Source organism: Psychrobacter sp. NPDC078929 (assembly GCF_050267985.1).
Lineage (GTDB): Bacteria > Pseudomonadota > Gammaproteobacteria > Pseudomonadales > Moraxellaceae > Psychrobacter.
The window spans coordinates 17,779-30,702 of record NZ_JBNNFX010000027.1 but is presented as its reverse complement, the minus strand read 5'-3'; the positions used below and the strand labels follow the sequence as shown (position 1 = coordinate 30,702).

The following is a 12,924-nucleotide window of genomic DNA, read 5'->3' as shown; positions in this document are numbered from 1 at the left end:
GCTAAAGCGTGTCTTTTTCATAGGATTCTCCTGCTGGTGTATTTTAGCAGTTAATCTCTATTTGTAAGTGTTCTTATTTATTGGGGGGATTACCAGGCGATTCAGACAATTAGCTTAGCTTTGATCGCCAATTTTTGTTAAATATAGTTACTCGAATTCTGTTACTTAGACAATGAGTGTTCTACTGTTTGAGCAATAACTACGATTTTAGCCTTCGCTCCCTTATTTGGCCGGATTTTTCATGATTAAAAGAATATTTTTAATACTATTAATATTGATATTAGCGGCAAGTTTTTTTTACTTTGACCTAAATCAATTATTGACGCTTGACGGCTTAAAAGGGTCGATGGCACAGTTTAATGAATACAAAGCGCAGTCACCGCTATTGATTATCGGTGGGTTCTTCTTACTATATGTCGTCGTCACTGCCCTCTCCTTACCAGGCGCTGCGATTCTGACGCTAGCCGCTGGTGCGCTATTTGGTTTGGTACAAGGGCTGCTCGTCGCGTCATTTGCATCCAGTATTGGTGCTACTATTGCCTTCTTGGCATCACGATATCTACTGCGTGATACCATCAAGCAGCGCTTTCCTGAGCGGTTGGCAGCTATTGATGCAGGTGTCGAAAAAGAAGGTGGATTTTATTTATTTACCTTACGTCTGGTACCTATATTTCCATTCTTTTTGATTAACCTATTGATAGGTGTAACGTCTATTAAAACATGGACTTACTACTGGGTCAGTCAAATCGGTATGCTAGCTGGGACCTTTGTCTTCGTCAATGCAGGGACACAGCTGGCACAGATAGACAGCTTATCGGGTATTTTATCTTTCAACTTAATTGTCTCGTTTGCGTTATTAGGTTTCTTCCCCTTAATAGCAAAAGGAGTGTTGAATATGTTTAAAAAACGCCGTGTTTATAAAAACCACACCAAACCTAAAAAGTTCGATCGCAATATGATTGTGATTGGCGCTGGCGCTGGCGGATTGGTCACAAGCTACATTGCCGCCGCGGTAAAAGCGAAAGTCACACTGATTGAAGCAGGTGAGATGGGCGGTGATTGTCTCAATTATGGCTGCGTACCAAGTAAAGCCATCATTAAGAGCGCAAAAATCGCTGACCAAATTCGTCATGGGGAAAACTACGGTCTAGAGAACACCGTACCGCAGTTTTCATTCAAAAAAGTGATGGCACGCGTACAGCAAGTAGTGGCTGATATCGCACCGCACGATAGTGTTGAGCGTTATACCAATCTGGGCGTCGATGTGGTCAAAGGCTATGCTAAATTAGTTGACCCGTGGACAGTAGAAATCCAGCTAAATGACGGCGGCATGCAGACCCTAACGGCGCGGACCATCGTCATTGCCACTGGCGCTCGCCCATTTGTACCGCCTCTACCAGGTATAGAAGAAACAGGCTACGTAACCAGTGACACGCTATGGACGAAGTTTGCTGAGCTAGAAGAAGCCCCTAAGAAGCTAGTAGTACTGGGCGGTGGGCCCATCGGTAGCGAGCTTGCGCAAAGCTTTGCGCGACTGGGTTCTAATGTGACGCAAATTGAGATGAGCGATCGCATTATGGGTAAAGAAGACCTTGAAGTGTCTACCTTTGCTCACCAGTCGCTTACTGAAAGCGGTGTCAATATTTTGACTTCACATCAAGCAATGCGCTGCGAGATGCGTGATGGCAAAAAATACATTATCGTCAAACACAATGAAACAGAAATCGATATCGAGTATGATGAGCTTCTTTGTGCCGTTGGTCGTAGCGCACGCCTTGAAGGTTATGGTTTAGAGGCGCTAGGTATTGAAACCAATCGTACTATCGTGACCAACGAATACCTAGAGACGTTATATCCTAATATTTTTGCTGCAGGCGATATCGTTGGCCCATACCAGTTTACTCATGTCGCTGCCCATCAGGGTTGGTACGCCGCCGTGAATGGTTTATTTGGCAATCTGAAAAAGTTTAAAGTAGATTATCGTGTGATTCCGTGGGTTACGTTTATCGACCCAGAAGTCGCTCGTGTCGGTATTAACGAGCAAGAAGCCATTGATAAAGGCATCGATTACGAGATTACTCGTTTTGAGTTTGAAGAGCTGGATCGTGCCATTACGGATAGCGCAGCTAAAGGCTTTATCAAAGTCATCACGCCAAAAGGTAAAGACAAAATATTGGGTGTTACGGTGGTTTCTGAACATGCAGGCGACCTAATCGCAGAGTTTGTACTGGCCATGAAACACGGTCTGGGTCTCAATAAAATATTGGGCACCATTCATAGCTACCCGACTTGGGCTGAGGGCAACAAATACGCAGCTGGTGAGTGGAAACGTGCTCACGCCCCTGAGACCGTATTAAGTTGGTTAGAGAAATACCATACTTGGCGTCGCGGTTAGTTAATGATAGTTAGTTAATATCAGTTAATTAAGAACAGTTTGCTGATCAGCGTCATTAAATGACGCAAGCAGCAAAGTTCTAAAAGACTCCAATAAAGCTGGTTTAGATTTTGCGGTATCTGTTTGGTTTGACATGGCAGACTATGAAACCTTTACCAGCTTTACTAACATTTAAATCATAATGGAAACTTGAATGCGCGTTATTACCGCTTTACCGATGCTCAAACGTCTTACGCGATATAGCACCTACGCTATGGTGATAAGCATTTGTATTGGTATATCAGCAAGCACCGCATCGCCAACTACTGCCAATATTAACCAAGACTTGTCACCTTGGCAGCAGATAGAGGCCCAAGGCAGCAACCAAGATGTTTACTTTTATGCATGGGGCGGTGATCCACAGATTAACGCTTATCTACAATGGGTCTCCGATCAAGTCGATGATAAATATAATATCAACTTAGTCCATGTCAAATTGAGTGACACCAGTGAAGCAGTCAGTCGTGTACTCGCAGAAAAATCTGCTCATAATGACAACCAAGGCAGTGTTGATTTGGTCTGGATTAATGGTGCTAACTTTGCCACCATGAGTGAAAACTCGTTATTACTTAAACAATGGGCCAATAAACTGCCCAACTTTGCGTTGACTGATCCAAAGAATAATCCAACCGTAAATTTTGACTTTGGTGTACCGACCAACGGTATGGAAGCACCGTGGGGACAAGCCTCTCTGACGTTTTATTATGACAGCTTGTCGACCAGTAAACCGCCAACAACGCTAACTGAACTGACCACTTGGACAGCAAAAAACCCTGGCCGCTTTAGCTACCCCAAACCGCCTGATTTTTTGGGTATGAGTTTCTTAAAATACGTCTTAGTTATGCTGCATGAACAAAAAGACGCTCAAACGGGTAAAAACACTAGCGTACAGCTCAACTTGCCTGCCACTGAAGAAAACACCGCGCTCATATTAGATCCGCTATGGGCGTTTTTGGATGGTTTTCATCCAACCTTATGGCGTAATGGCGAGCAGTTCGTGCAGACAGGTGCGCAGATGCGGCGCTTGGTCGATGATACTGAGCTGAGTCTGGCCTTTACCTTTTCAGCACCAGAAGTTCCTGCAGCCGTACAGCGTTATGACTTACCCCAGAGCATTCGCAGCTATGCGATGAGTGACGGCAGCTTAAGCAATACTCATTTTGTCGCTATCCCTTATAATGCCAGCCACCCTCAGGCGGCACAATTAGTAGCCAACTTCTTAATGAGTCCAGAAGCCCAAGCAAAAAAACAAACCCCTTCGGTATGGGGTGACAAAAGCGTACTGGTCCAATCTACGCTTAGCCCTGCACAACAAGCGTTATTCAAAACCAAGCAGCCCCATCCAAGCGCCCTGCCCTTTGATAGTGTCAAACGCACGGTAAGCGAGCCGCATCCAAGTTGGGTAGAGGCCATTCAGCAAGGCTGGCAAGCACGTTATGGGGTGAGTCCATGAGCCAAGGTTTTGATAAAATAACGAAAAAAGGTGATAGTCCTAGACCTATTACGCTTGAGAAAAAAGACCTGTTTACGCGTATCGTGTCTTTTAGTCCCAAACTCTTAATTCTCATATTAATACTACCCGTACTCTGTGGCCTTATCTGTGTACTGTTGCCTGCCCTAAGCTGGGTTCCTGCCCTAGAAAAAACAACCTTGAACCTGCAAGGGTTTATAGACCTATGGCAAACGCCTGGCATCACGCAGATGGCTGCGTTAAGTCTTGCTACAGGACTTATCAGCACCCTACTCGCTTTTGTTATTGCCCTGATGATATTGGCTGCGTTTTTTAACAGTGTTTGGTTGCAGCGTATTGAGCATTTATTAAGTCCTATCTTAGTCATTCCTCATGCAGCTGCAGCCATTGCCGTTGGGTTTTTGATTGCGCCGTCAGGTATGTTTGCACGGCTCATCTCCCCGTGGCTAACTGGTTGGGAGATGGCACCCGATGGTATGTTTCCACATGATCCATACGGTATCAGTATCATCTTAGGTTTAACCTTAAAAGAGCTGCCGTTTTTATTATTAATGGCACTGGGCGCGCTTGCTCAGCCTGAACTTGGCAAAAAATTGCGCCAACAATATACTGTTGCGCTCAATTTAGGTTATTACCCAATTACTGCTTTTTTTAAGGTGGTCTTGCCCTTGTTATATCCTTTTCTACGTTTACCGATTTTGGCCGTGTTGGCCTATGCCAGTGCGAGTGTCGAGATGCCATTGATATTGGGTCCCAATACACCGCCAACGCTTGCCGTCTCTATCATACAATGGTTCAACGATGTCGACCTGACATTGCGTATCAAAGCATCAGCAGGCGCATTATTACAACTCGTACTGACAGCAGGTTTAGTTGCATTTTGGCTGGGCGGCGAAAAAACGATCAAAGCAATATTTAATGTTTCATCAGTTAATGGCAAACGTCATTATGCAGATGCTATTTGGCAAAAAGTCACCGCTATACTTACCGTAGGCGTGATTGGTTTTATGCTGCTGTCACTCGCCGGCCTTGTGTTATGGGCATTTGCAGGGTTTTGGCGGTTTCCGGCGATGCTACCAGAGCAATTCGTGCTACTACATTTTCAAAATGCCTTTACTCAAATGAGCACACCACTGGTCAATACACTTAGCATTGGGGCCGTCAGTACTGCCTTTGCTGTTTTTCTGACTCTGCTATGCTTGGAAGCTGAGCAATTAAGTGCTAAACCATTGTCACACTTCACCAGTTTTATTATTTACTTACCGCTACTAGTGCCAAGTATTGCGTTTCTATTCGGCTTAGTATGGTTACAGCAGTTGGCCAATCATCAATCAGAATTTTTTAATGTGGCATTTGCCCATCTTTTATTCGTGCTACCGTACGTGTTTTTATCACTGGCCAGTAGCTATCGACGCCTAGATCCTCGTTTCGCTCATGTGGCCGCCAGCCTTGGCGCTGCACCAATTAAAGTGTTCTTTCAGATAAAACTGCCGCAGCTATTTGCCCCTATTTTGATTGCTATAGCACTCGGTCTAGCGATCAGCTTTGGTCAGTATTTACCAACTCTATTGGCAGGTGGCGGACGTATTGCCACTATCACGACTGAAGCAGTGACACTGGCGAATGGTGCCAGTCGGCGTACCAGTGCTGTCTATGCGATTATGCAAATGGCGCTACCGCTTATAGGTTTTATATTGGCTTGGATGCTACCCAAATATTTTTTTAGAAGTGGCGCACGATAGCAGGCTGGTCACAAACAAAAGCAAACGTTATCAAACATTAAAATAATCAGTCGTGAAAAATACAAATAAAGGGTTCCTGATGCCATCATCTCTACAGATAAAAGACTTACAACTGTTTCGTCAAAACGAGCAGTTATTGAGTATCAATGAGCACATCGCTGGTGGCGACATCCTAACCGTGATGGGCCCTTCTGGTAGTGGCAAGTCCAGCTTACTAAACTGGCTAACAGGCACTTTGGCGAGTGATTTTGCCGCGACGGGTACTGTCTGGTTAAACGATAAAAATGTGACTCACCTGCCTGCGCATTTGCGCCGTATTGGTGTTCTGTATCAAGACGCACTGCTGTTTTCGCACCTATCAGTCGCAGGCAATATTGCTTTTGCCATGCCAAAAGGAAACAAAAAACAGCGAGTTAAAAAAATAGCGCAGTCTTTAGCGCAAGTGGGTTTAGAGGGGATGGGAGATCGTCATCCTGATAATCTATCAGGTGGTCAACAAGCACGTGTCGCCCTACTGCGCACGCTGCTGAGTGAGCCCAAAGCGATACTACTTGATGAGCCGTTTAGCAAACTTGATACTCAATTGAGAATGGATACGCGACAATTGGTATTCGATCAGATTCGTACTCATAAGTTGCCTGCTATTATGGTCACGCACGACCAAAGTGACGCTGAAGCAGCCAATGGCAAAGTTATTTATGTAGGACGATAATTTTAGATATCAGAGTCAAATATTAACGCTAAATACCCAAACAAAGTATCAAAACAAGCAAAATACAAAAGGCAGCTCGCATGCTAGACAAGTTTATTACGCCCGTCATCAAGCCGCTGCTAACCCCAATAGTAGCGACATTACATAAGCTCGGCATCACGGCTGATCAGCTTACGGTAGCTGGATTCTTAGTTGGTATGTTGGCATTACCACTACTCGCGTTTAAGCTATGGTATGGCGCGCTGGCAGCGATAATATTGAATCGTATTTTTGATGGACTTGATGGCGCAATGGCACGCTACGCACAGCAAAGCTCAAGCGCTGGCGGCTACTTAGATATCACGCTTGATTTTTTGTTTTATGCCGCTGTGCCACTTGGGTTTATTTTGGCCAACCCTGCACAAAATGCTATTGCAGGTGCGTTGTTATTAGCGGCATTTATCGGGACAGGTTCGAGCTTTTTGGCCTTTGCAATTTCTGCAGAAAAATTTAAATTGGACAAGCCGCAGTTTAAATATAAAAGCTTTTACTATCTTAATGGTCTCACCGAAGGCACCGAAACTATTGCTCTTTTTATTGCTCTTTGCATTTGGCCTCAGCATTTTGTGCTACTTGCTGGTATCTTTGCTACTGCCTGCGCTGTTACTATTTTTACTCGTATACATGGTGGGTATCATACCCTCAAGGAGCTCGAATCTACCAAGTAAACATTTGAAGATATACACCATATCAAAACCCAGCCATCATAATCATACCGCTAAGCATTTACTGAATCATCGAGTCGCAGTGCTTCTATAGATAAAGCCATATCTTCAGCAAGGGCGTGTACCGTCGAGCTCTCTATGTCACGCTGGGCAAAGGCACGTAGCCCCATAACTTCTGCCTGTAGACGGCGTCCAAGTCTAACCGGATCAAGCTCACTATCCATCTCACCGACACTCTGCGCCTCCTTAAAGCATTCTATAAATCGCGCCTCCATACCTGCCAGCAGCATTTCCACCTTGGTTAACGCTGTTTGCTCACGCGCACCCAGCTCTAGTAAGCTTTTGACCAACATACAGGCTCGGCTCGGTAACGCTTTATCACGAATCCCGCCAAGCTGACGTATATAAGCGGCAAGGCCTAATAAAGGCGTTTCATGATGGCTCAACACTCGCTCAAGCTCAGTCAATCCTAGACGCGCATAGTATTCTAGCGCTTCTTGAAACAAGCCTTCTTTGTTACCGAAAGCGGCATAGATACTGCCTGGGCGCATATCGAGCGCTTGCTCGATATCTTTTAGAGATGTGGCATGAAAGCCCTTTTGCCAAAAAAGCTGTAGCGCACGCTCCAAGGCGTCATGACGGTTGTAAAGTGCGGTGCGTGACATAATGTGCCCCATTTAAAAAGCCGTGACCTCATATAAAAATGGGCACGGCTATAAAACTTGAATGATTGCTCAATTTTATCCTAGATGGGTGCGACAGTAAAGTTAATATAAGAAACGGTCTGGTAAACAAACGTAATGCTAGGGCGCGACTTAGCTATCAACAATCACTCTACAATAATTCAACAGTCATGCTGATAGCTAGTAAATAGTCTCTACAGTGGCTAGTGACAAACTAGTTAAAAAACCAATTAATCGGTCAACAATACATGTTTGGTCTTCTGATAAGCGGACAAACCATCACCGCCCAACTCACGGCCGATACCGCTTTGCTTAAATCCGCCCCATCCTGCTTCTGGCAGTACGATTTGTTGCTCGTTAATCCAAATATGACCCGCTTTGATTTGTAGCGCCATCTCAAGCGCGGCAGTCTCATCGGCGCAAACGATGGTTGCTGCTAGAGCAAATTTGCTATCGTTGGCTAAGGCGACCGCCTCTGCGTTGTCGATAAAGGTTGTACTGACTAATACAGGGCCAAACACTTCCTCCATCCATAATTGACTGGTCGTTGGCACATTCGTATAGACAGTTGGCGTTACAAAATAGCCAGATACTTCTAACAACTGACCGCCAGTTAAGCAGTCCAGATTTTCAGCTGTCGCAATATCAAAGAATTTCTTAACTTGATTCAGCTGCTGCTCGCTCACCAATGGACCCATTTGCGTCTCTGTCGCAAAACCGTCACCAATTTGCAGACTTTCCGTTTTGACTTTTAATGCCTCAAACAGCTGCTCAGCGACATCTTGATGGACAACCAAACGCGACGTGGCCGAGCATATCTGACCTGCATTGGTAAATATACCGCCAATGATTAAATCGCAAGCGTAGTCAATATCAGCATCTGCGCAGACCGCGATGGCAGACTTACCACCCAACTCTAGGCTAATGTCTTTGATGCCTTTTGCTGCTTGAGCCATCACCTTTTCACCGACTATATTACTACCAGTAAACGATACTTTGTCAATCAGTGGATGACTGGTCATAGCAGTGCCCACTTCGGCAGCACCTAGTAAGATATTAACCACCCCTTTTGGCAAGCCAATTTCCGATAGGATATTACCTAGCATAAGCTCTGGTAATAATGTCAATTCAGACGGTTTCAATAGCACGGTACAACCTGCCGCTAGCGCAGGTGCCAGCTTCCAAGAAGTCGTCACCATTGGAAAATTCCAAGGGGTAATCAGCGCACAAACACCCACTGGCGAGTATGTCTTTAACAAACGAATACCCGATTCAAGCGTTGATACCTTAGACCATGTTGCCTGCTCTGTGATGAGATTGGCATAGTAGCGATAGCAGGCAATGGCGTCCCCTACGTCTATCTTCGCCTCTTCAATTGGTTTGCCGTTGTTTAATACAGACAGTCCAACCAACTTATCGAATTGCTGCTCCATAGACTCTGCAATTGCATTTAGATAGCGGGCACGCTCACTTACACTAGTCTGTGACCAGCTAGCAAAGGCTTCATCAGCCGCTTCGACTGCCTGCTCTACATGGGCACTGGTGCACAGACGTGTCGTTGCAATCTCCTCACCTGAATTTGGATCATACAACATATGGTTATTTGTATTATCAAAGCTTGCATCACCAGAATCGGTCACAGCTGCTTCAATCGTAACCCAGTCACCATTGATATAAGCAGCATTTAATACAACTTCATTTTGAGCCGCTTGTATAGCAGTTTCTCTGGTTAAGTCTGTAGAATTCAGCATTTCCATAATGGTCAATCGCCTTATATTTTTGATCAAATTGTCTTTATGTGCGTAACGTCCGTAATGTGATTGGCTAAATAGTCGGTTTAACTGCCTACAGAAAAACCGACCATTTGCATATTATTGTTAGGCTAGATGCCTTGTGAATACTAAACACGCCACTAATACAGTAGATGCGCCACAGACGTAATTACTACCAAGCTGATAAGCGTACGAAGGATAAAGATTAAAAATAGCTCTAATACATTTAGCTTAATGTTTGATTTCAAAATCAGCGCACCTACTTCAGACATATAGATAATCTGAGTAATTGAGGCCGCACCAACGATGAATCGTGTCATCTCACTTTCAATGCTTTTACCGACCAATGCTGGCAAGTACATATCTGCAAAGCCCATAATCATGGCCGGGCCAGCTTTTGCCGCTTCTGGAATCTGCAACCATTCAAGTACTGGTACAAGCGGTGTCGCAATCCAATTAAAGACAGGCGTGTACTCTGCTAAACCAAGACCAATCGTACCGATAGCGAACGTTACTGGAATCAATCCCAAATAGATATCAAACAGATTGTGTACGCTGCGTTTGAACACTTTACCTAAGCTAGGCATAGAATGCGCGCGAGTGACGGCACGATTGACCGCCCACTGGTACGTTGTATATTCAGCAGGAATGCCTTCATCTAGCATACTTTTGCCAGAATGATACGTATCAGGCTTGAGAGACAATGGCGGTATACGTGGCATGATAATCGCAGCGATAAAACCAGTTAGCGCAATGGTCAGATAAAAGAAGACAAAGTTATTGTCTACGCCGATGGTTTTGGCAACCACATAGGTAAAGGCGATAGAAGTGACTGAAAATGTGGTCGCGATAATGGCGGCTTCGCGCTGGCTGTAGAAGCTTTTGTCATACTCTTGCATAGTGACTAGCAGGCCAATAGACGCGGCACCAAACCAAGAAGACATCGCATCGACAGCTGAACGACCAGGCAGTTTGAAAAGCTTGATAAATACTTTACTGGCTAAAGTACCCAAGAACTCCATCAAGCCGAAATCAGTCAAAAATGGCAGCGATAAAATGGCAAAGAAGAATAATGGAATCAAAACAGGAATCAAATCTTCGAAAATGACGCCGCCCGTATTACGGTTGATAATAAACTCAGGACCGACCTGTAGAAAAATCATCCAGACAAATGCCATTCCTAAAAACCGGATAGCAAGCCAAAACCACTCAACATCAAAGAGTTTTTTAGCAAGCGAGCCTTCATTCAGATTTGGCTTTAACGCTTTGACGGCCAGCGCACCAAAAAAGGATATCGTCACGAGCGCCATCGTGATATAGGTCACCAAACCACCTAAGGCGGTTTGTAGCGTATCGGTCAATACACCCAGTAAAATCGTGACTTTACCATCCCACTCAAACGGTATGATAAATAACGCAATACCCAATGCTGAAAACAACAAAAACTTCCACATTGCTGCACGCCACTGTCCCGCTTTTGGCGTTTCTGGATCAACCGTATTATTCCCTAAAATCGGCTGCTGCGACTTATCCATATAACTCGTCATTTAACTTCTCCTTGATGGGCGATGATTGCCAGTTTTTCCATTTCTCTGTCTGACCAATACCTGGGTTAAGCGAATTGGTTGGATCCAGTTTTTTATAAAAATAATGTAGCTCAGTTTTAGCAGGATACGCATGCCCCACATTGTGCTCAGCAGGATACTCAATATGACGCTTATCATAAAATGCCAGCAGTTCATCCTTGAACTGCTTGGCATTGGTCTTAGGTTTCAATAAATAGTCTTGGTGCATGACATGACAGAAAAAATGCCCCAAATAAAAGGTTTTTCTGACTTGTTCTTGCAAGTGTTCAGGTAGAGTCTCGTCCCAATCTACGGCATTTCTAGGTAATGCAATATCGGTCGATAGCAGCTCGCCAAATTTGTCTTGATTTAAATTATGATAACGAAACATGGCAGCGGTCGCGGCACTGCGAAATACCAATAACGATTGCGATTCAAGCTCTGTGCATACATGCAGCGCACCTTGATATTGCTGCATATGATTTTGCAAAAAATCCTGCGCAGCAGCGATATTGTTGCCGTCGTTTTTATAAGAATCTGGATCAAAACCATCTCCAACTTTTATAATCAAATGGTATTTATAGGAGAGCGCCTGCGTACTCAAACTGGCTGGTAATGACGGCGGCATAAACCTAGATGTCATCTGTAATATCCGATCTGGCAGCGTTTTTGGAAGATGCCACTTATCCAGATAGTAGCCAATCTTTGCTTGCAGCCGATACAGCGACCCTATCTTGCTGGCAGGAAGCTTACGCATACTCAGACAAGTGTCTCGACCATAGTGCATCGTGATGTCGTTATAGTCTTTATGCATATACTCAGCCAACACAGGCAGTTTCAACTCGCTTTTTAACCATTGTTTTCTGAGTGTGGTCAAGGTATCAGCGTCGTTGGTCGAGATATAAAACGTTTGCTCGTTTTTAGGCTTGGCAAATGTCGCTACCCTCACCGCAAATACAATGACCTTGCCAGCTGAGCCAGATGCTTCATACAGACCGTTGGGATCATTGTTAAATCGAGCAGGTGTCTCTGCCTCACAATCACGGACTTTGTATTGATAATGATGGTTGGTACAGGCTTTACTGTTACTCGTACTATTTGAGACCTTATTAAACGTACCAGCTTGCAAGTTCTCTAGCATTTCCTCTGGCTGCGACCCCAAATCCAGTCCCAGATGATTGATTAACTCAAACGCTCCTGAGGTATTGCGTCTGGCAAATAACGCCATTTCGGTATAAGCAGGACCACGCTGCACTAGCATCCCGCCTGAGCTGTTGCAAATACCACCTATCACCGATGCGCCCACACAACTAGAGCCCAGTACTGAATGCGGCTCACGCCCTAATGGCGCAAGGGTAGACTCTAATTGCTGCAAAGTAGCGGCTGGCAAAGCAATCAGCTCTGCTGCATCATTGAGTAAATGCACACCGCCCAATAACTGCATAGAGATTACGACTAGTGGCCTGTCATAATCTCCATTCGGAGTTGAGCCACCTGTTAGGCCTGTATTGGCCGCTTGAGCAATGATAATCACATCAAAAGTGGCACAGATATTAATGACGCGCCATAGTGCCACAAGAGAGTGCGGTATCACAACTGCGACGGTAGCGTCTGTGATAGCCTCAATTGCACCTTGCACATAAGACTGCTGTTGGCTAGGTTTTGTCAATACATTGGTTGTACCAACGACAGCAGCAAGCGCCGTCAACAAACGCAGTATTTGCTCATGTCTACTTTCTGACATTTCTCTAGCATTGGGCGTCATGAACGTGCTTCCTTGCGTAACCAGCGTTTGTCATTTTTTTGTCATTTTTTAGACCTGTGACTATCAGTCTCGTGAT

At 44.8% G+C, this 12,924-nt stretch carries 9 protein-coding genes; 5 read left to right on the top strand and 4 right to left on the bottom strand.

Annotation, left to right across the window (positions count from 1 at the left end; genetic code table 11):
• The first annotated feature begins 346 nt into the window (after nucleotides 1-346).
• The 5 genes from ACQKCG_RS12655 to ACQKCG_RS12635 all read left to right on the top strand — a co-directional run bounded on the left by ACQKCG_RS12655 (nucleotide 347) and on the right by ACQKCG_RS12635 (nucleotide 7,066).
• The gene (locus ACQKCG_RS12655) at nucleotides 347-2,395 is read left to right on the top strand and encodes an FAD-dependent oxidoreductase (protein ID WP_427585432.1); all 2,049 of its coding nucleotides are present in this window, start codon (nucleotides 347-349) and stop codon (nucleotides 2,393-2,395) included.
• 193 nt (nucleotides 2,396-2,588) lie between these two features.
• Nucleotides 2,589-3,887, top strand: coding sequence for an ABC transporter substrate-binding protein (locus ACQKCG_RS12650; protein WP_427585431.1), 1,299 nt, complete (start codon nucleotides 2,589-2,591; stop codon nucleotides 3,885-3,887).
• The gene (locus ACQKCG_RS12645) at nucleotides 3,884-5,647 is read left to right on the top strand and encodes an ABC transporter permease (protein WP_427585430.1); all 1,764 of its coding nucleotides are present in this window, start codon (nucleotides 3,884-3,886) and stop codon (nucleotides 5,645-5,647) included. Before ACQKCG_RS12650 ends, ACQKCG_RS12645 begins: the two co-directional genes overlap by 4 nt.
• Before the next feature lie 79 nt (nucleotides 5,648-5,726).
• Nucleotides 5,727-6,359, top strand: coding sequence for an ATP-binding cassette domain-containing protein (locus ACQKCG_RS12640; protein WP_102093367.1), 633 nt, complete (start codon nucleotides 5,727-5,729; stop codon nucleotides 6,357-6,359).
• A gap of 80 nt (nucleotides 6,360-6,439) precedes the next feature.
• Complete coding sequence (locus ACQKCG_RS12635) at nucleotides 6,440-7,066, top strand: CDP-alcohol phosphatidyltransferase family protein (RefSeq protein WP_424505598.1); 627 nt, start codon at nucleotides 6,440-6,442, stop codon at nucleotides 7,064-7,066.
• 50 nt (nucleotides 7,067-7,116) lie between these two features.
• On the opposite strand, the gene ACQKCG_RS12630 is transcribed toward ACQKCG_RS12635, so the two are convergent.
• The 4 genes from ACQKCG_RS12630 to dld all read right to left on the bottom strand — a co-directional run bounded on the left by ACQKCG_RS12630 (nucleotide 7,117) and on the right by dld (nucleotide 12,848).
• Nucleotides 7,117-7,728 (bottom strand): TetR/AcrR family transcriptional regulator, encoded by a 612-nt coding sequence (locus ACQKCG_RS12630; RefSeq protein ID WP_160021269.1) that lies wholly within the window; start codon nucleotides 7,726-7,728, stop codon nucleotides 7,117-7,119.
• Between the two features lie 248 nt (nucleotides 7,729-7,976).
• The gene (locus tag ACQKCG_RS12625; RefSeq protein ID WP_427585429.1) at nucleotides 7,977-9,503 is read right to left on the bottom strand and encodes an aldehyde dehydrogenase family protein; all 1,527 of its coding nucleotides are present in this window, start codon (nucleotides 9,501-9,503) and stop codon (nucleotides 7,977-7,979) included.
• A gap of 155 nt (nucleotides 9,504-9,658) precedes the next feature.
• Nucleotides 9,659-11,065: a YjiH family protein gene (locus ACQKCG_RS12620; protein WP_414559398.1), complete on the bottom strand. Its 1,407-nt coding sequence runs from the start codon at nucleotides 11,063-11,065 to the stop codon at nucleotides 9,659-9,661.
• Nucleotides 11,046-12,848, bottom strand: a complete 1,803-nt coding sequence (dld, locus tag ACQKCG_RS12615) for a D-lactate dehydrogenase (protein WP_414559399.1) — start codon at nucleotides 12,846-12,848, stop codon at nucleotides 11,046-11,048. Before dld ends, ACQKCG_RS12620 begins: the two co-directional genes overlap by 20 nt.
• Nucleotides 12,849-12,924 lie beyond the last annotated feature (76 nt).